Below are 20456 nucleotides of genomic sequence, written 5' to 3' on the forward strand. Positions count from 1 at the left end.
GTAAGAATGCGTCCTTCCATGTACATTGGAGATACAGGAGTCAGAGGGTTACACCACTTGGTTTACGAAGTTGTCGATAATTCCATCGATGAGGCATTAGCTGGACATTGTGATACGATTAACGTAATCATTAATGAAGACAATTCTGTAACGGTAGAAGATAACGGTCGTGGTATTCCGGTTGATATTCATAAGAAAGAAGGAGTATCGGCTTTGGAAGTAGTAATGACTAAAATCGGAGCCGGAGGAAAATTTGATAAAGACTCTTATAAAGTTTCCGGAGGTTTACACGGAGTAGGTGTTTCTTGTGTGAATGCTCTTTCCGATCATTTGCGTGCTACAGTATTCCGTGACGGTAAAGTATACGAGCAGGAGTACGAAAGAGGAAAATCCATGTATCCTGTTAAACAAATTGGAGAAACCTCCAAAAGAGGTACCACAGTTACTTTTAAACCTGATGCTACCATATTCACTCAAACACTCGAATACTCTTATGATACCTTAGCAGGTCGTATGCGTGAACTTTCTTTTTTGAACAAAGGAATTACTATTACGCTTACGGACAGAAGACATACCAAAGAAAACGGTGATTTTGAAGGAGAGGTTTTCCATTCTAAAGAAGGCTTAAAAGAGTTTGTTAAATTCCTTGACGGCAACCGTATTCCTATCATCAGCCATGTGATTAGCATGGAAAATGAAAAAGGAGAAATACCGGTTGAGGTAGCTTTGATATATAACGAAAGCTATGCAGAGAATATTTTTTCTTATGTAAATAATATCAATACACACGAAGGAGGAACGCATTTACAAGGTTTTCGTATGGGATTGACCCGTACATTGAAAAAGTATGCCGATGCTTCAGGGTTGTTAGAAAAATTAAAATTTGAAATCTCAGGGGATGACTTCCGTGAAGGATTAACTGCGATTATTTCTGTAAAAGTGGCCGAACCTCAGTTTGAAGGGCAAACCAAAACAAAATTGGGTAACAGAGAGGTTGTTTCTCCGGTTTCTCAAGCGGTTGCAGAAATGTTGGAGAATTATTTGGAGGAAAATCCAAATGATGCCAAAATCATAGTTCAAAAAGTTATCCTAGCAGCACAGGCTCGTCACGCGGCTAAGAAAGCTCGTGAAATGGTGCAACGTAAAACGGTTTTAGGTGGTGGAGGTTTACCGGGTAAATTGTCTGATTGTTCAGAACAAGATCCGGCAAAATGTGAAGTATATCTTGTCGAGGGAGACTCAGCGGGTGGAACGGCCAAACAAGGTCGTGACCGTAACTTTCAAGCGATTCTTCCTTTACGTGGTAAAATCTTGAATGTCGAAAAAGCCATGCACCACAAAGTATTTGAAAACGAAGAAATTCGAAATATTTTTACAGCTCTTGGAGTTACAATTGGAACTGCAGAAGACAGTAAAGCATTAAACCTTGAAAAATTAAGATACCACAAAGTAATCATCATGTGTGATGCCGATGTGGATGGAAGTCACATTGCCACTTTGATTCTTACATTCTTCTTTAGATTCATGAGAGAATTAATTGAGCAAGGTCACATTTATATTGCTGCTCCTCCTTTATATTTAGTTAAAAAAGGAAACAAAAAAGAGTATGCTTGGAATGATGATCAACGTGACCTAGCTAACGAAAGAATGGGTGGTAATGCCGCAATACAAAGATATAAAGGTCTTGGAGAGATGAACGCTGAGCAATTATGGGAAACCACTATGGATCCTAATTTTAGAACTTTGCGTCAAGTTACAATTGAAAGTCTTGCCGAAGCCGATCAGATTTTCTCGATGTTGATGGGAGATGAGGTACCGCCTCGTAGAGAGTTTATCGAGAAAAATGCGGTTTACGCGAACATCGATGCATAATAAATTTATTAAATATTTAGTGATAGGGATTTGTTTGATTTTTTCAAGCAAATCCTTTTCTCAAACTACACAAACGTTAGATAACATTGTTTTGTTCTTAAATGATGCAGCAATGTATTCTGATAAGTATATTACTCCAGCTACAGATGCAGCGGTGTATCAATCTTCTGCAGGTTGGATGACTTCCCCAAAAAAAAGAAAATTATTTGCAGTTACTTTAGGAATTTACGGTAATGCATTTTTCGTTCCTAAAAGCGATCGAAGCTTCGAAATAAAAAATTCTGACTTTTCTTTTTTTACTATTCAAAATGCTAATGGAGAAACAGTTTCTCCCGCCACGGTTCCAACTGCACTTGGGTCTGAGACACAATATTTATTAGTTGGTCAATTAGACGCTTCCAATCAAATTAAAATGTTGGCTCCAAATGGTGTAAACCAAGAATCAATAGTTTATCCGTATTTGCAAGGTGCTATTTCACTATGGAAAGGATTTGAATTAGTGGGTAAATATTCTTCAAAAGTGCAATTAAAAAGAGGAGATTTTCAAGTGTATGGAGTGGGAGTGAAGCATAATTTTAGTCAGTATTTTTCAAGTTTAAATAAGAAAAAAATAAACTTAGCCGCGTTGGTTGCATTTTCAAAGGAAGATATAAGTTTTGACTTTTTAGATACCAATACTTCATTTGGAAATTTGGGAATTAACAGAATTACAGGTAAAGTACAAACCCTTCAATTTCAATTAAGCGCTTCCAAAGAATGGAAGAAATTTGAACTAATGTTTAGCGCTATTGCTAATAGAAGTGAGTTTAAATATTATTTAACTGGTGAAAGAGGACAGATAGAAGATGTTATTCCGGTGCAGCAAACGTTAAATAATAAACTAGTAGATATTTACAAGACCAAGTTTAATGGAATAGGAGAGATTTCCGGTAGATATCAATTTAGCAAATTTTATGTGCAATCTTCGATTGCATTTGGTAAATTTGTAAACACAAATTTATCCGTTCAATACGAGTTTTAATTTTTTATCAATATAACACAAAAATAAAATGAAAGTTACCATTGTTGGAGCAGGAAATGTTGGTGCAACTTGCGCAGACGCTATTGCTTACAGAAGAATTGCGAGTGAAATCGTATTATTAGACATTAGAGAAGGTTTTGCAGAAGGAAAAGCTTTGGATATCATGCAAACCCAAACTACTTTAGGTTTCAATACTAAAATGGTGGGGAGTACTAATGATTATTCTAAAACTGCAGGAAGTGATGTAGTAGTAATTACATCTGGAATTCCTAGAAAGCCAGGAATGACAAGAGAAGAATTAATAGGAATTAACGCTGGAATTGTAAAAACAGTTGCAGAAAATTTATTAGCACATTCTCCAAATGCAATTGTAGTTGTGGTTTCTAACCCAATGGATACAATGACTTACTTAACATTAAAAGCTACTGGTTTACCAAAAAACAGAATCATTGGAATGGGTGGAACTTTGGATAGTTCTCGTTTTAAAACGTATTTATCGTTAGCGTTAAATAAACCGGCAAATGATATTCAAGGGATGGTAATTGGTGGTCACGGAGATACAACTATGATTCCGTTAACACGTTTAGCTTCTTACAACGGAGTGCCTGTTTCTCAGTTTTTATCTGAAGACGAGTTGGCTAAAGTTTCTGCAGATACTATGGTTGGAGGAGCTACGCTAACAGCATTGTTAGGAACTTCTGCTTGGTATGCACCAGGTGCTTCTGTAGCATTTTTAGTAGATGCTATTTTGAATGACCAAAAGAAAATGATTCCATGTTCGGTATATCTTGAAGGAGAATACGGCCAAAACGATATTTGTATCGGAGTTCCATGTATTATTGGGAAAAATGGAGTAGAACAAATTGTAGACATTCAGTTAAACGATGACGAAAAAGCGAAATTTGCTAAGAGTGCAGATGCAGTTAGAGCAATGAACGCTGATTTAAAATCGGTTTTATAATAAAATAAAAACTTTTATGTGAAAAAAGACTGCTTTTTGCAGTCTTTTTTTTGATATTAATAGGTAAATAATTTGTTAATCTATCGGTAAATTATATATTTGCACGTTTATAAAAATGTGTAGTTGCTATTTTACCTCGATCACTTTTTGAAAATCAATAGTTTAATACTAATTCACTTGTTTTTATAAATACAACAAACCAAAAAATTAATTAATTTTTAGTAATAATGCAGAATAAAGGACTTATTAAATTTTTCGCAATTCTATTTGCGTTGGTAAGTATTTACCAATTAACATTCACATTTGTTTCAAATGGAATTCAAAATGATGCCAAAGCTTTCGCTAAAGGGAATCAACAAAAAGAAGTAAACTATTTAAACGATTTAAAAAACAAAAATGTTTTTAGTTTATTTGGATTAGTAGATTACACTTATGCAGAGGTAAGTGCAAAGCAAATCAACAAAGGTCTTGACCTTGAGGGAGGTATCAACGTGATCCTTCAAATTTCGGTAAAAGATGTTTTAAAAGGACTTGCTAACGACTCAAAAAATCCAATCTTTAATAAATCTTTAGAAGATGCAAAAAAGAATCAAAAAGGGAATCAATCGTATTTAGATGCCTTCTTTGAAGCTTTTGAAGCCAATTCAAAAGGGACTGTAAAGCTTGCAGATCCTAGTATTTTTGCTAATAGAAATTTAGCAGATCAGATTAATTTTAGTATGACGGATGCTCAAACTAAAAAAGTAATCAGCAAAAAAGTTGACGAATCTGTAGAAAGTGCTTTTGAAGTATTAAGAAAACGTATCGATAAATTTGGTGTTACTCAACCAAACATTGCTAAATTAGGACAAACAGGTAGAATTCTTGTAGAATTACCAGGTGCTAAAGATGTAGATAGAATTAAACTTTTATTACAAAGAACAGCTCAGTTAGAGTTTTGGGAAACTTATAAAGTGGATGAAATTGGTAGTTTCTTAATGGCTGCTAATGACGCTTTGAAAAAATCTGAAACTGCAGCTCCAAAAGAAGTTAAAACTGCAGCAAAAGATTCATTAACTGCTATGTTAACTGATAAATCTAAAGATTCAGTTGCAGATAAAAAAGGAAACAATCCATTATTAGACAAATTTGCTGCTCAAGGAGGTGGTCCTGTTTTAGGAATCGTTTCAGTAAAAGATACTGCTAAAATCAAAGAATATTTAAACAGAGCTGATATTCGTGCTTTAATTCCTGCAGATAAAAGATTTGTGAAATTTGTTTGGGGAAAACCGACTTTCAATAAAGATGAAAAAACGGGTAAAGAAACTGAAACATTTGAATTATATGCTTTAAAAGGTAATAAAGACAATGCAGCTCCATTAAGTGGAGGTGTAATTACCGATGCAAGAGATACTTTTGACCAATTAGGAAAACCTGCAGTTTCTATGCAAATGAATGGTCAAGGTGCAAAAAAATGGGAAGAACTTACTGGTAATGCCTTTACTACAAAAGGATACATTGCAATTGCATTAGACGATGTGGTTTATTCTGCTCCTGGAGTTTCTTCTGGACCAATTGCTGGTGGAAGATCTGAAATTTCTGGAAACTTTGATATTGCTGAAACAAAAGATTTAGCAAATGTATTGCGTGCGGGTAAATTACCTGCAAGAGCAGAAATTATTCAATCGGAAGTAGTAGGACCATCTTTAGGAGAAAAAGCAATCCACGCTGGATTTGTTTCTTCAATCGTTGGATTCTTATTAGTATTCTTATGGATGGTATTCTATTATGGTAGAGCGGGTTGGTATGCTAACATTGCTTTATTAGTTAACTTACTTTTCTTATTCGGAATCTTAGCAAGTTTAGGTGCAGTATTAACGTTACCTGGTATTGCAGGTATCGTGTTAACATTGGGTACCGCTGTGGATGCGAATATTATTATTTACGAAAGAGCGAAAGAAGAACTTCGAGATGGTAAAACATTAGCTGATGCTGTGAAAACTTCATACGGTTGGAAAGGAGCTATGCGTTCGATTATTGATGCAAACGTTACTCACGTTTTAACAGGAGCCATCTTATTTATATTTGGTACAGGACCAATCCAAGGTTTCGCAACTACATTATTAATTGGTATTTTCACGTCTTTATTCACATCTATTTTTATAGCAAGAATATTTATTGATAAAGATGTTGCTAACAATAAAAATTTAACATTCTCGACTTCATTAACTAAAAACTGGTTTACAGGATTCCACTTTGATTTCGTTGGAATGAAAAAATGGACGTATTTATTCTCTTCTGCTGTAGTAGTGGTGAGTTTATATTCTATTTTCTTCGGTAACGGATTAGATCAAGGTGTTGATTTTGTTGGAGGAAGAACGTTCCAAGTTAAATTTGAAAAAACAGTAGAACCAACTCAAGTTTCTGAAGAATTATCTAAAGAGTTTGGAACTGCGGTTGAAGCTAAAGTATTTGGTGATGCCGATCAGTTAAAATTGACTACCAAATATAAAATTCAAGAAGAAAGTGCTGGAGTAGATAAAGAAGTAAATGAAAAATTATTTAAAGTTTTAGGTAAATATTATACCAATATGACTTATGATAAATTCATTAATTCTTACGAAGGAAAACAAGTTGGGGTATTGCAAGCTTCTAAAGTAGGTGCTGCAATTTCTGAGGATATTAAAACAAATTCTTACTGGGCAGTACTTGGTGCAATGCTTGTTGTAGGGTTGTATTTAGTAATCTCTTTCCGTAAATGGCAATATTCATTAGGAGCGATTGCTGCGGTATTCCACGATGTTATTTTCGTATTAGGTGTTTATTCATGGTTATATAAAATCATGCCTTTCCACATGGAAATGGACCAGCATTTTATTGCTGCAATCTTAACGGTTATTGGTTACTCTATGAACGATACGGTAATTGTATTTGATAGAATTCGTGAATACCTTGGCGGAAATTACAAAGGTCACTTTAAAGATGTGGTAAATGCTTCTATTAATAGTACTTTATCAAGAACATTAAATACTTCATTAATGATGATTTTAGTGTTACTAACAATGTTCTTATTTGGTGGTGAGTCAATTCGTGGATTTATCTTCGCAATGTTAGTAGGTATCATCGTTGGAACTTATTCATCTTTATTCATTGCAACTCCTGTATTAGTAGATACAATGTCAAAAGGAGATGTTGAAGATATTGAAGAAAGACACTTTAAATCATAATTTAGAAATTTCTAAAATAGATAAAAGCAGTAAACTAGTTTTACTGCTTTTTTTTATGAATTAAAAATTCAATTAGGTTTAAATTTTAAAATAAAAAAATGCAAATTTGCATAATCAAAAAATAAACCATGCCAAAGATTTCAAATAAAGGAAAACAAATGCCAGAATCACCAATTCGTAAATTGGTGCCTTATGCAGATATAGCTAAGAAAAACGGAAATAAAGTATACCATTTAAACATTGGGCAACCAGATATAAAAACTCCCGAAGTTGCTATTAATGCCGTAAAAAATGCGGATATTAAAGTTTTAGAATACAGTCATTCTGCTGGATTTGAAAGTTACAGAGTTAAATTATCGGCTTATTATAAAACGCATGGTTTGCCAATAGATGTTTCTGATATTATTATTACAACAGGTGGATCAGAAGCGCTTTTATTTGCGATGGGTAGCACCATGGATGTGGGTGATGAAATCATTATCCCGGAGCCATTTTATGCCAATTATAATGGTTTTTCGGTTGCTTCAGGTGTAAATGTGGTTCCTGTTATTTCTACTATAGACGATGGATTTGCTTTGCCTCCAATTTCAGCTTTTGAAGATTTGATCACTCCAAGAACTAAAGCGATACTGATTTGTAATCCAGGGAATCCTACCGGATATTTATATTCTGAAGAAGAGATGAATCAATTGGCTGCCTTAGTAAAAAAACATGATTTGTTTTTAATTGCCGATGAAGTATACCGTGAATTTATTTATGATGAAAAAGAAAAACATCATTCGGTTATGAATATTCCGGGAATAGAAGAAAATGCCATCATGATTGATTCGGTTTCAAAAAGATACAGTATGTGTGGTGCACGAATTGGTTGTATTGTTTCAAAAAATAAAGAAGTAATGGCAGCCGCTATGAAATTTGCACAAGCGCGATTAAGTCCTCCAACCTATGAGCAAATTGCTAGTGAGGCCGCTTTAGAAACGCCACAAAGTTATTTTGATGAAGTTATTGAAGAATACAAAGAACGCCGCGATGTATTAATTTCGGAGTTACAAAAAATTGATGGAGTGAAAGTTGGAACTCCAAAAGGAGCTTTTTACTGTATTGCACAATTACCCGTTGCCAATGCCGATGATTTTGCACAATGGTTATTGGAATCCTATAATTTAAATAAAGAAACGGTTATGGTAGCGCCTGCTGCCGGATTTTATTCAACACCAAATGTTGGTTTGAATGAGGTTCGAATTGCTTATGTATTGAAGAAAGAAGATTTGGTGCGATCGGTTCATATTTTGAAAGAAGCGCTAACAGTTTACAATTCTAAATAATAAAAAAAAAACAGCTTGAAACCCAAGCTGTTTTTTTTATAAATTATCCCTGAAAAGAATCTTTCAGTATTTTGCCTAATCGAATTCCTGCAATTTGTATTTGAGTTTTTATCAAAACAAAATTTCGTTCTACATAGTCAGCATTGATTTGCTTTTCGGTGTCATAAATTTGATCTAAATGACTGCGTGATTCTTTTGCCCAATCCAACACAGAACCTTTGCACAGACTGTCTATTTCTTGCTGATTGTAGTTTTTATAATTCATACAGTCATTTAAAGAAATCCCTCTGTTTTCAATGATTCCATAATCCATAAGGCCGTGAAGGTTGGTGCCTTTTGAGTTGAAATTCACTTGAAATGTATTACCGCCTTTGTCACTTCCGTAGCCAACATGTAACGGTTGGTGTAGATCCCCGATTAAATGAAATAAGTAACAAATTTTTGTTTTTACTTCCTCTCTAGAAAAATCTTTGTAGTGTTTTAAATCTTTAATAGTTGCACTCAAAGCAGCTATTATATTGTCGCAGCAAATATCTTTCACTTCTTCACCCTTGTCAAAATTCACATAATGAAGTGGTTTTAATTTGTCATAAGAATGGTCTTTTTTGATGTCATCCATCCAGGTTGCAGCTTGTTCAATAGTCATTCCGTCTAGGTAGCTCAACAAGATGCCTTTGGTTTTTTTGTCCAGTTGGTTAAAAGCAATTTCTGCAACAATTTCGTGTCCTTTTTCACCCCAGGCAAAAGTCTTTAATGGAAAAACAGCAAACAGAGTTAGTAAAATAATTACCGATTTTTTCATGTTTTGTAGGTTAAATTTATAATAGATTTGGGATCTATTTTGTTATAGCAAATATATTTGTTGTTAGATTAGAATCAAAGGAGGTTGAATAAATATTTGGTTATTTAACATTTAATTACCTTTTTATTTTATTAATTTTGGATAAATCTAAATGTTTAAAAATGAAATTAATTCCTTTTATTATACTGTTTTCGTTTATTGGAATAAAATCATATGGTCAAAAAGTATATTCGGTTGACTATGAAAATCAAGCTGATGTAAAAGTATACGTGGTACAATACGAAAACCAAGCTGATTTAAAAGTTTTCAAAGAAGCTTATAGCAATCAAGCAACTAAAAATGAGGGAAGATGGTTTTTTGTAGATTATTCAAACCAATCTGATAAGAAAATATATTTTGTGAAATATGAAAATCAAGCCGATTTAAAAATATATTTTGTGAAGTATGAAAACCAAGCGGGTTGGAATAACAATTCCAAAAAGCATTTAATGTATTAATTACAGTTCGTAAATTAGTAATCCGCTTCTAAATTTCGGTTCGATGTAGGTGCTTTTTGGTGGCATTATTAGATTATCATCTGCCAATGATTTTATTTCCTTTACGTCGCTTGGAAACAGCATAAAACCAACTTCAAATTCTCCTTCATCTACCAATTCCTTCAGGGTCAGAATAGATTGCTTCCCAGGTATGTATTCAATGCGTTCATCATTTCTTAAATCTTGAATCCCAAGTAGGGGTTGAAGGACTTTATCATATAAAATTTGAGCATCAAGGTTTTCTAGAATAGAAGGGTTTTTGGTTTCTTGTTTGTAAAATAAGGCATAAAAACAGCCGTCTAAATACATCCCAAATTCAAATTTTCCTTGTGGTTTCCACAATTCTTGTTCTTTTGATTTGATTATAAAATGAGAGGATAATTTCTCCAAAAAGTCTTCTTTAGAATACCCATTTAAATCTCTAATTATTCGATTGAATTCAAATATTTTTACATTGCTTTCAGCAATTAAAAAACTCATGAAATAATTCAAATTAGCACTTCCAGAATTATGGTATTGGTCGAATAGTAATTCTGCAGAAGCCGAACGATGGTGTCCATCTGCAATATATAATTCAGGTATTTTCTCAAATTGCTTTTGAATCCAATTAATTTCACTTTCAGAATCAATTTTCCAAAGCGTGTGTTTTTCTTTATTGGTTGTAGCAAAATGATAAATAGGTTGTTCCTTTTTCTTATCGGCTATCCAATTATTGAGTTCTAAATTATCAGGATAAGTGATCAATACGGGTTCGGTATTGAATCCCGTTTGGTGTAAGTAATCTTTAAATAATTCCACACGATATTGAAGTGTGTCTTCGTGTTTTTTTATGATGTTGTTTTTATATTCTTCAATTGAAGTTCCTGCCACAATTCCGGTGAAAGTTTGAGATTTGGTTTCTATTTGATATAAATAAAAAGCAGGACTTGCATCTTTAATGAAAATGCCATCATTTTTAAAATCTTGATATTTATGTGCAACCCCTTTAAATCGTTTGTCTAAGGTTATTTTTTGGGCATGAACATACGCGGGATTGATTACATGTAAAAACGAATAAGGGTTAAAATTCAACCATGAAGCGAGCTCGGCAGGGGAGTAGTCGTCGTAATTCCGACACGTAACTAACCCCACTTTATCTGGTGTTGGACGAACTGCTTTAAATGGAAGTATTTTCGACATGTATTATTTTGAAAATTGTTTAGATACTTTTTCAGCTTTTTTACTCTCTGAATAATCATAAAACCCTTCACCCGATTTTACTCCGAGTTTACCAGCCATAACCATATTTACCAAAAGAGGGCAAGGTGCATATTTTGGATTTTTAAAACCGTCGTACATAACGTTTAAAATGGAAAGACATACGTCCAGTCCAATAAAATCAGCCAATTGAAGCGGTCCCATTGGGTGTGCCATTCCGAGTTTCATAACTGTATCAATTTCTTCTACTCCGGCAACACCATTGTATAAAGTTTCAATAGATTCATTAATCATTGGCATCAAAATTCGATTGGCAACAAATCCTGGATAATCATTCACCTCTGTAGGAGTTTTTCCTAATTTTACGGATAAATCCATGATGATTTTAGTTACTTCATCGGAAGTATTGTAACCGCGAATGATTTCAACCAATTTCATAATTGGCACCGGATTCATAAAGTGCATTCCGATTACACGTTCCGGATGCACCACTTGCGCTGCAATTTGTGTAATAGAAATAGATGAAGTATTAGTAGCTAAAATCACATTGTGATCGCATACCTCGCTCAATTGCTTGAAGATATTTAATTTTAAAGTTACATTTTCTGTAGCAGCTTCAACCACTAAATCGGTTCCAACCACACCATCTTTGATGTCGGTGTAAGTAATTATGTTTCCAATTGTTTGGTGCTTGTCTGCTTCAGTAATGGTTCCTTTCGCTACCATTCGATCTAGATTCGAAGCAATAGTTGCCATTCCTTTTTCAAGAGATTTTTCAGAAATATCAATAAGTTTAACGGTGAATCCACTTTGTGCAAAAGTATGAGCAATTCCGTTGCCCATGGTTCCTGCACCAATTACTGCAATTGTTTTCATTTTATAATTTTTATTTTGTTGAGATAGCAGTCATGCTATCGATAATTTGATAGGCTACTCGTAATGCTTCAGTTCCATCTTCTAAAGTTACGATTGGAGTAGTATTATTTTGAATTGCATCTGCAAAAGTTTCCAATTCATCTAGAATGGCGTTGTTAGGCGCAACTTCCGGATTATTGAAATAAATTTGTTTCTTTTCGCCTTCGGCATTTTGTAAAATCATATCAAAATCTCCAGGAACTTCGGGTGCATCTTTCATTTTTACAACTTCACAAATCTTATCTAAATAATCCACAGATATATAAGCATCTTTTTGGAAGAAACGCGATTTACGCATGTTTTTCATTGAAATTCTGCTGGAAGTGATGTTAGCCACACAGCCATTTTCAAATTCAATACGGGCATTTGCAATATCGGGTGATTGACTCAATACCGAAACCCCACTTGCGTGAACGGCCTTTACTTTTGACTTTACTACACTCAAAATGGCATCAATATCATGAATCATCAAGTCTAAAACCACAGGAACATCGGTACCACGTGGATTAAATTCGGCCAAACGATGCGTTTCTATAAACATTGGGTTTTCAATCATGTCTTTCACTGCAATGAACGCCGGATTGAAGCGTTCTACATGCCCAACTTGCCCTTTAACGTTATATTCTTTTGCTAAAGCAATGATTTCTTCGGCTTCTTCAACGGTAGTAGCAATTGGTTTTTCAATAAATACATGTTTGCCATTTTTTATAGCGACTTTCGCACATTTATAATGGGAAAGAGTAGGCGTTACAATATCGATAACATCTACAGCATGAATTAATCTTGCAATGGTATCAAATTGTTTGTAACCAAATTCGGCAGCAATTTTAGCGCCGTTTTCTTGGTTTTCATCATAAAAACCAACCAATTCGTATTTTTCAGATTGTTGTAATAATCGCAAATGGATTTTTCCAAGGTGACCAGCACCAAGTACGCCAACTTTAAGCATAATAATTAAATTTTATCAAAAATAGTAATTAATTGATAATTGGTAATTGATAATTGGTAATTTGTTTTCTATTTTTACGGAATAATTTAGATCCTAAAATTGAAAGACACGAATAAACATAAAGGACTTCGCAATCAGTTGGCTAAAATTCTTGAAGATAAAGGCATAACTGATAAAAATGTATTGGAAGCAATTCGTACTATACCGCGTCATTTGTTTTTGAATTCGAGTTTCGAAGATTTTGCCTACCAGGATAAAGCATTTCCAATAGGGGCAGGGCAAACCATTTCACAGCCTTACACCGTTGCTTTTCAAAGCCAACTTTTGGATGTAAAAAAAGATCAAAAAATACTAGAAATAGGAACCGGTAGTGGATATCAAACTGCTGTTTTGTGTTTGCTGGGAGCTAAAGTATATTCAGTTGAACGTCAAAATGAATTATTCAAAACGACTTCATTATTATTGCCTAAATTAGGAATTAGAGCTAAACATTTGTCTTTTGGCGATGGATATAAAGGTTTGCCAAATCATGCTCCGTTTGATAGTATCATAGTAACCGCAGGTGCACCAATTATTCCGCAACCTTTAATGGCACAGTTAAAAATAGGAGGTAGGTTGGTTATTCCGGTTGGGGAAAACGAGCAAATAATGACTTTGCTTATTCGTAAAAACGAAACCCAATTTGAAAAACACGAATTTGGCGATTTTAAATTCGTACCTCTATTAGAAAACAAATCTTAAATCGAATTCAATTTAGTTTTTAAATTTTCGATTTCAGATAGTATTTCTGCTATTTGAGTTTCTTTGGAATTCGCATTAAGTTCAATTCCTTTTTCTTTTAATATTTCTGTTATTGCTTGAATGGACTGCGGATTGAAATCTATTTGATGCTGAATTTTTTGCTTATACCATACCACTTTGAGGGAGTTTAGGTCGATTTCCAATTGATTTGCTAAAACTATAATTTGTTTTTCGGTAGGAATTCTTTGACCACTTTCAAATTTACTAATAATAGCAGGGTCGATATTTACTAGCGCAGCAAGTTGGCGCGTTCCTAGATTTTTATTTACCCGAGCGTTTTTTAATAAATCTTTCATTTGATAAAGATAAATTAAAATTCTTTTTTAATTCGATCTAAGTCGCGTTTGGTATCTTGTTCTTTTAGAGATTCGCGTTTGTCATAGGTTTTCTTACCTCTGCAAAGTGCAATTTCCAATTTAGCAAGTCCTTTTTCATTGGTAAATAAGCGAAGCGGAACTATTGTAAGTCCTTTTGATTCCACATTTCGAGCTAGGGTTTTTAATTCTCTTTTGTTCAGCAAAAGTTTGCGCTCGCTTCTGGATTTATGATTGAATTGATTTCCAAATGCATACTCCTCAATATAGGTATTAATGGCAAAAAGTTCTCCATTATTAAACTCACAAAAGCTTTCTGCAATTTGAGCTTTACCTAATCGAATCGATTTTATTTCGGTTCCGGTTAGCACAATACCCGCCGTGTAGGTTTCAATTACTTCGTAATCAAATCGGGCTCTTTTGTTAAGTATGTTTGCAGTTTTTATCATTTCGATACAAAGGTACTAACAAATTAATGAAACAAAAAGCAAAATAGTGGTGTTCGTTTTCATTAGGGTTTAATCTAGATTTTGCTAGTGTTTTTTGTTAACAAAATGGCGTTTTTATTGATAAATGTTGGTTTTTTGATATTTGAGATTGATATTTTTAAAGCTATATTTGTAAACCAATACTATTTCTATGGAACAATTTGTTGTATCTGCTCGTAAATACCGTCCTCAAACATTTAAAGATGTGGTGGGACAGCAAGCTATTACAAGTACATTGTTGAATGCCATTGAAACCAATCACCTTGCTTCTGCATTATTGTTTACAGGACCTCGTGGTGTTGGAAAAACAACTTGTGCCCGAATCTTAGCGCGAAAAATTAACCAACCGGGATACGATGATCCGAATGAAGATTTTGCATTTAATGTGTTTGAATTGGATGCGGCTTCTAATAACTCGGTAGACGATATTAGAAACTTGATTGATCAAGTGCGGATTCCTCCACAAACAGGTCAGTATAAAGTTTATATTATTGACGAGGTGCACATGTTGTCTTCTGCAGCATTTAATGCTTTTTTGAAGACTTTAGAGGAGCCTCCAAAGCATGCTATTTTTATTTTGGCGACAACCGAAAAACATAAAATCATTCCAACGATATTATCTCGTTGTCAAATATTTGATTTTAAAAGAATTACAGTAAAAGATGCTAAAGAGCATTTGGCTGAAGTTGCTGCTAGTCAAGGGGTTTTATTTGAAGATGATGCGCTTCATATTATTGCTCAAAAGGCGGATGGTGCGATGCGGGACGCATTGTCTATTTTTGATAGAGTAGTTTCTTATTGCGGGACCAACTTAACTAGACAAGCAGTTACTGAAAACCTTAATGTGTTGGATTACGAGACGTATGTCTCGATAACCGATTTGATTTTGGAAAATAACATTCCTCAAATTTTGGTTTCCTATAATGATATTCTTTCAAAAGGTTTTGACGGTCATCATTTTATCGCAGGATTGGCTTCGCATTTTAGAGATTTGTTAGTTTCCAAAAATCCATCGACCCTTTCTTTACTGGAAGCAGGGGAGCAGGCTCAAAAATTATATGGAGAACAGGCTCAAAAATGTTCTACAGATTTTTTATTAAAAAGTATCGAAATTGCTAATGATTGCGATTTAAAATTTAAAGTTTCCCAAAACCAAAGATTACTTGTAGAACTTGCCCTTATGCAACTTTGCTCTATCAATTTTGATGGAGAAAAAAAAAATGATTTTATAATTCCCCCCACTTATTATAGAAGATCCGATTACTCCATTGTTGAAGCGCCAAGCTTGAAAAAACAGGAGGAAAGTCAGAAGGTGGAAGAAACTAGCGAGAAGGTAGAAGTTGTAAATCAGGAGATTGAAGTTGATGTTGAATCGGCTCCAATTGAGAATGAACCAATTGTTACCCAAAGCCAAGAATCTGCTATACAAAATTCTACACCAGTTTCAGGTCAAGCAAATGTTTCAGCGCTTTCATTAGCAAGTATTCGTGCTAAAAAAGAAATGCAGGAAGCCCAAAAAGGAATGGTAAAAGAGGAAGTTCATTTTCCAACTGAAGCTTTTACCGAAACCGAAATGCTTGATTATTGGTTTAAATACGCACAACGACTTACAGATAAAGGGTACATGATTATGGCTTCTTTATTGCGAATTAGCGACCCTAAATTGGAAGGATCTAAAATTATTTATGAGTTGCCAAATGAAGGTTCTAAAATTGATTTTGACAAAGAAAAACCAGATCTTTTAGGATATTTACGCGGACATTTACACAATCACGAATTAGCTATTGAAGTGGTTGTAAACGAAAGTGTGAAAAGTAAAATAGCTTTTACTGCTCAAGATAAATACAACAGACTAAATGAAATCAATCCGCATCTAGAAGAACTCCGACGTGCTTTTGATTTGGATTTATAAAATAAAAAAGGGATGTAAGTACATCCCTTTTTTATTATTCATTTCCTTTTTTCAAGAAATCAATTAAGCCTTTCATATAAGTTTGTTGGTCATCATATAAACTCATATGACTTCCGTTTGCACAATACAAATAGGTTCCTTTTTGAAATTGTGTAGCCATCCATTTCATATATTCTGGATCCATGGTGTCGTATTTTGCTCCAATTACTAAGGTTGGAACGGAAATATTCTTTAATTCCTTAGAAACATCCCAGTGGGTTAATTTACCTGAAAGTCCCATTTCGCTTGGACCTTGCATCGTAATATAGAGTGATTGATTCAATCTTCCCATTGATCTTGTAACTGGCTCAGGCCATTCGTTTACAGGTAATCTTAAAATATGCTGATTGTAAAAATTTGCCATTAATAGTTCCATGTATTTTGGGTTGGAATAGTCTTTTTTTGCCTCCAAATCTTGAATTGATTTTAATACATCAGGATTCAATTGACTTTGTAAAACTTTAGAATATTCTCCATATTTTGGGCAACTCGCCATCATATTGGAAACCACAATTCCTTTAAGATTATTCTGGTATTTAAGCGCATATTGCATGGCTAAAATTCCACCCCAAGAATGTCCTAATAAATAAAAATTATCTTTATTCAGTTTTAATGCTACACGCACTTGTTCTACTTCTTCAACATATCTAGGTAGGTCCCACATTGTTGTATCGTTTGGATTATCAGAAAAACCAGTACCCAATTGGTCGTAGTAAATAAATTCAATTCCTTCTTTTGGTAAAAAGCTTTCCATGCATTCAAAGTACTCATGAGACATTCCTGGGCCACCATTTAGAAGCAGTAATTTAATTTTCGGATTGTTTCCAATGCGTTTTGTCCAAACATTAAATTTCCCTTTTGGAGTTTCAATAGCGATTTTTTGAACGCCACCGATTTGCATTCCTGAAGTTTCAGATTGAAAATAAGTGTCCGATTTTTCCTCTTGCTTACATGAAACAAGAGTTATCAATGTAATTAATAATAGAATTTTTTTCATAATTTTTGGTGTGGTTTTTAGGAGGTTAAGATTTAGATTTTTCCATAATACATGGCTTTTACAATTCCATCAGAAAGTCCGATTTTAGGAACATATATTTGTCGAGCTCCGCTCCATTTCATAGCATTTAAATAAATGCGAGTTGCAGGGATGATCACATCGGCACGGTCTGTATTCAATCCAAGTTCTGCAATTCGTTGTTCATAGGTTAATGAACTTAAATATTGGTATTGAGAATTCAAATACATGTAAGACAATGGTTTTTCTTGCTGTTTCCCAGAAAGTTTGAATATCTTATTAATATTTCCCCCTGATCCAATTAGAGTAATGTTTTCGTAGGGCTCACAATGTTGTTTTATCCATTTTTCAATTTCTTCCCAAACAACTTCATTAACCATGTTGTTTATCAATCGAACGGTACCGTTTTTAAAAGATTTAGAAACCACCATTTTTCCATCCGAAAACAAAGAAAATTCGGTGCTTCCACCACCTACATCAACATATAGGTAGGTTTTATCAGTAGCAATTAAATTATGTAAATCAGATGATGCAATTATTGCAGCCTCTTGTTTTCCGTCAATAATATCAATTTCAATTCCTGTTTTTTCTTTTATTATATGTACAACTTCCTTGTTATTGTAAGCCTCTCGCATCGCCGAAGTAGCGCACGCTTTATAGCGCTCTACTTTATACACTTTTATAATTAATTTAAAGGCATCCATAGCATCAATCATTCGGTCTATATTTTCTGGAGTAATTTCACCTACCGTAAAAGCATCTTGACCCAAACGAATGGGAACTCTCACAAGTTCTGATTTGTTAAATTGGGTGTCTTTTCCTTTTTGTTCTACGATATTTGTAATTAACAATCGCATGGCGTTAGAGCCTATGTCAATTGCGGCATATTTTTTAATTGAAATCATTTACTATTGGCGGTTATTGTGCAATTAAAACAAGTTGTCGTTACTTGGTTCTTGAAGGTTTTTATAATAATTGTATGTTTCTAATTGTGCTCTAAATACAGGTTCATTTTCTTTTCGAATTCGGTATTTGTTGTCTAATTTTTCAGAATGAAAACGCGCTTTTACATTTCCTTTCCAACCCACTTCAAATGTCTCGATCAATTGTTTTTTTATGTCTTCTTGATAAATAGGGCAGGTAACTTCTACACGACCATCTAAATTACGAGTCATAAAATCGGCTGAAGAAATAAATACTTCTGGATTGTTATCATTACAAAAAATAAATACTCTAGAATGTTCTAAAAAATTATCTACAATACTTATGGCTTCTATATTTTCACTCATTCCTTTCACACCCGGAATTAAAGAACATATTCCACGAATTTGCAATTTCATTTTAACCCCTGCATTACTTGCTTCATATAGTTTGTCTATCATTGAAAAATCAGATAAACTATTCATTTTTAAATTAATATAGGCAGGTCTTCCTGCCATTGCATTGTGAATTTCTCGGTCTATAAGTTTATAAAATCTTCCTCGTGAATAATGTGGAGAAACAATTAAATGCTTGTATCTATGAAGACGGTAATTTATTTCAAAAAACTCAAAAATTTTGGTAACGTCTTTTAATATTTGTTGGTGGCTGGTTAACAATGTGACATCGGTATATACTTTTGCAGTCGACTCATTGAAATTCCCTGTAGAAATAAATCCGTAGCGTTTTGTTTTTCCTTCTTCAAATCGATCAATTACACATATTTTACTGTGAACCTTCAAACCTTTTATACCAAAAATTAATTCGATACCTTCCTGTTGCATTTGTTCTGCATAAGAAATATTATTGGCCTCATCAAAACGAGCTTGCAATTCAATTTGAACTACAACGCGTTTACCATTTTTGGCTGCATTGATTAAGGAGCTGATGATTTGAGAGTTTTTTGCTAATCGATACAAAGTAATTTTTATTGAAGTTACTTTTGGATCAAGTGCTGCTTCTCTTAAAAATTTTATCAAATAAGAATACGATTGATAGGGTGCAAAAATTAAAAAATCCTTTTTAGCAATTTTATTTAAGATACTACCTTCAAGGCTCAACCCCGGAACATCCAAAGGTTTCTTTTGTTGGTACAATAAGTCAAACCTACCCAAATTTGGAAAGTCAATATAATCTCTTCTATTATGGTATCTTCCTCCAGGGATGATACTATCCGTAGCTTCAATTTTCATTCTGTTTAAAAAGAACGCCAAGGTGTCTTTGTCAATAGTTTTATCATAAACAAATCGAACGGGTTCTCCAATTCTTCTGTCTTTTACCGAAGTGGCTATCTTTTGCAACATACTTTTACTCATGTCGCTGTCAATATCTAATTGTGCGTCGCGAGTAATTTTGATCATGTGTGCCGAAATACTCTGGTAATCAAAAATGTTGAAAATGCTACTCAAGTTATAACGAATTACATCATCCAAGAGCATGATATATTGTTTGTCTCCAATAGATGGAAGCACCACAATTCGGTTGATGTTTTTTGGTATTTCAATTATGGCATAACGAATTTCGTTTTTTGGTTTAACCAAACCTAGAACTTTAGATTTCTCCTCAGTTTTCATTACCAATTTAATGGCTAGATAACCCGAAGTGTCTTTTAGTAAAGGGAATTCAGCCAAGTCATTTAAGATGATGGTAACCAGCTCCGGACTTACCTTTTGAATGAATAGATCATGAACAAAATCTTGATGTTCCTGACACAGTTCATTTTCATTTACTATGATAATGTTTTCTTTTTCTAATTGTTTTTCGATATCACTTAGAATTTTCAAACTATCGGCTTGTTGCTTAATTACAATTTCTGTAATGTCTTTAAGTAATTGTTGTGCAGTAATTCCACCAAGTATTTTTTCTCCCGATTCGCCTGATAAGCTAAGTCTTCTTATTGCAGCAAATCGAACACGGAAAAACTCATCTAAATTATTAGAAAAAATACCTAAAAATCTAAGTCTGTCTAATAAGGGTACTGCTTCGTCCGCCGCTTCTTGAAGTACTCTTGCGTTGAAATTTAACCAACTTTTTTCTCGATCTATATATTTATAATTGGTTTCTGTATTCATATATTGATTTCTTTAAAACAACTTATTATTTACACAAATGTATAACGATAATA

Annotated in this window: 17 protein-coding genes; 8 read left to right on the forward strand and 9 right to left on the reverse strand. The window is 33.8% G+C overall.

The genetic code is table 11. The annotated features are described in order from the left end of the window. The 5 genes from gyrB to ACKOWY_RS03140 all read left to right on the forward strand — a co-directional run. Positions 1–1872: DNA topoisomerase (ATP-hydrolyzing) subunit B (gyrB, locus tag ACKOWY_RS03120; protein WP_408939985.1), on the forward strand; the 1872-nt coding region annotated here is incomplete at its 5' end. Then, positions 1844–2893 (forward strand): DUF6588 family protein, encoded by a 1050-nt coding sequence (locus ACKOWY_RS03125; protein ID WP_408939986.1) that lies wholly within the window; start codon positions 1844–1846, stop codon positions 2891–2893. The genes gyrB and ACKOWY_RS03125, both read left to right, overlap by 29 nt. A 28-nt stretch (positions 2894–2921) precedes the next feature. Next, on the forward strand, positions 2922–3854 hold the full coding sequence (gene mdh / locus ACKOWY_RS03130) for a malate dehydrogenase (protein ID WP_408939987.1): 933 nt from the start codon (positions 2922–2924) through the stop codon (positions 3852–3854). 227 nt (positions 3855–4081) lie between these two features. Further along, a complete protein-coding gene (gene secDF, locus ACKOWY_RS03135; RefSeq protein WP_408939988.1) occupies positions 4082–7060 on the forward strand; it encodes a protein translocase subunit SecDF in 2979 nt (992 codons plus the stop codon). Between the two features lie 128 nt (positions 7061–7188). Next, on the forward strand, positions 7189–8385 hold the full coding sequence (locus tag ACKOWY_RS03140; RefSeq protein ID WP_408939989.1) for a pyridoxal phosphate-dependent aminotransferase: 1197 nt from the start codon (positions 7189–7191) through the stop codon (positions 8383–8385). A gap of 43 nt (positions 8386–8428) precedes the next feature. Here ACKOWY_RS03140 and ACKOWY_RS03145 read toward each other — a convergent pair whose 3' ends face one another. Next, positions 8429–9187 carry a S1/P1 nuclease gene (locus ACKOWY_RS03145; protein ID WP_408939990.1) on the reverse strand — a complete coding sequence of 253 codons (759 nt, stop codon included), beginning with the start codon at positions 9185–9187 and terminating at the stop codon, positions 8429–8431. Between the two features lie 161 nt (positions 9188–9348). On the opposite strand from ACKOWY_RS03145, the gene ACKOWY_RS03150 reads away from it, so the two are divergent. Next, positions 9349–9684 carry a DUF6150 family protein gene (locus ACKOWY_RS03150; RefSeq protein ID WP_408939991.1) on the forward strand — a complete coding sequence of 112 codons (336 nt, stop codon included), beginning with the start codon at positions 9349–9351 and terminating at the stop codon, positions 9682–9684. Here the strand turns inward: ACKOWY_RS03150 and ACKOWY_RS03155 are convergent, their stop codons facing one another. Genes ACKOWY_RS03155 through ACKOWY_RS03165 form a run of 3 tightly spaced genes read right to left on the reverse strand, consistent with a single transcriptional unit; the run spans position 9685 to position 12784 of the window. Beyond that, entirely contained in the window at positions 9685–10902 is a 1218-nt protein-coding gene (locus ACKOWY_RS03155; protein WP_408939992.1) for a DUF1015 domain-containing protein, read from the reverse strand. 3 nt (positions 10903–10905) lie between these two features. After that, positions 10906–11796, reverse strand: coding sequence for a 3-hydroxyacyl-CoA dehydrogenase family protein (locus tag ACKOWY_RS03160; protein ID WP_408939993.1), 891 nt, complete (start codon positions 11794–11796; stop codon positions 10906–10908). Positions 11797–11806: 10 nt separating this feature from the next. Further along, the gene (locus tag ACKOWY_RS03165; RefSeq protein ID WP_408939994.1) at positions 11807–12784 is read right to left on the reverse strand and encodes a Gfo/Idh/MocA family protein; all 978 of its coding nucleotides are present in this window, start codon (positions 12782–12784) and stop codon (positions 11807–11809) included. A gap of 99 nt (positions 12785–12883) precedes the next feature. Between ACKOWY_RS03165 and ACKOWY_RS03170 the strand changes: the two genes are divergently transcribed. Further along, a complete protein-coding gene (locus ACKOWY_RS03170) occupies positions 12884–13525 on the forward strand; it encodes a protein-L-isoaspartate(D-aspartate) O-methyltransferase (RefSeq protein WP_408939995.1) in 642 nt (213 codons plus the stop codon). On the opposite strand, the gene ACKOWY_RS03175 is transcribed toward ACKOWY_RS03170, so the two are convergent. Together ACKOWY_RS03175 and smpB are read right to left on the reverse strand one after the other, a co-directional pair. Next, the gene (locus ACKOWY_RS03175) at positions 13522–13881 is read right to left on the reverse strand and encodes a multiprotein-bridging factor 1 family protein (RefSeq protein WP_408939996.1); all 360 of its coding nucleotides are present in this window, start codon (positions 13879–13881) and stop codon (positions 13522–13524) included. The two genes, ACKOWY_RS03170 and ACKOWY_RS03175, sit on opposite strands and share 4 nt — an antisense overlap. Positions 13882–13895: 14 nt before the next feature. Next, positions 13896–14348, reverse strand: a complete 453-nt coding sequence (gene smpB / locus ACKOWY_RS03180; RefSeq protein ID WP_408939997.1) for an SsrA-binding protein SmpB — start codon at positions 14346–14348, stop codon at positions 13896–13898. 190 nt (positions 14349–14538) lie between these two features. Between smpB and ACKOWY_RS03185 the strand changes: the two genes are divergently transcribed. Further along, positions 14539–16299: a DNA polymerase III subunit gamma/tau gene (locus ACKOWY_RS03185; protein ID WP_408939998.1), complete on the forward strand. Its 1761-nt coding sequence runs from the start codon at positions 14539–14541 to the stop codon at positions 16297–16299. Between the two features lie 34 nt (positions 16300–16333). Here ACKOWY_RS03185 and ACKOWY_RS03190 read toward each other — a convergent pair whose 3' ends face one another. Genes ACKOWY_RS03190 through ppk1 form a run of 3 tightly spaced genes read right to left on the reverse strand, consistent with a single transcriptional unit; the run spans position 16334 to position 20403 of the window. After that, positions 16334–17335, reverse strand: coding sequence for a proline iminopeptidase-family hydrolase (locus tag ACKOWY_RS03190; RefSeq protein WP_408939999.1), 1002 nt, complete (start codon positions 17333–17335; stop codon positions 16334–16336). Between the two features lie 32 nt (positions 17336–17367). Beyond that, positions 17368–18258: a Ppx/GppA phosphatase family protein gene (locus ACKOWY_RS03195; RefSeq protein ID WP_408940000.1), complete on the reverse strand. Its 891-nt coding sequence runs from the start codon at positions 18256–18258 to the stop codon at positions 17368–17370. A gap of 24 nt (positions 18259–18282) precedes the next feature. After that, positions 18283–20403 (reverse strand): polyphosphate kinase 1, encoded by a 2121-nt coding sequence (gene ppk1 / locus ACKOWY_RS03200; RefSeq protein ID WP_408940001.1) that lies wholly within the window; start codon positions 20401–20403, stop codon positions 18283–18285. Between the last annotated feature and the right edge of the window lie 53 nt (positions 20404–20456).

The sequence above is a fragment of the Flavobacterium sp. genome (assembly GCF_046073885.1).
Classification (GTDB): Bacteria; Bacteroidota; Bacteroidia; order Flavobacteriales; family Flavobacteriaceae; genus Flavobacterium.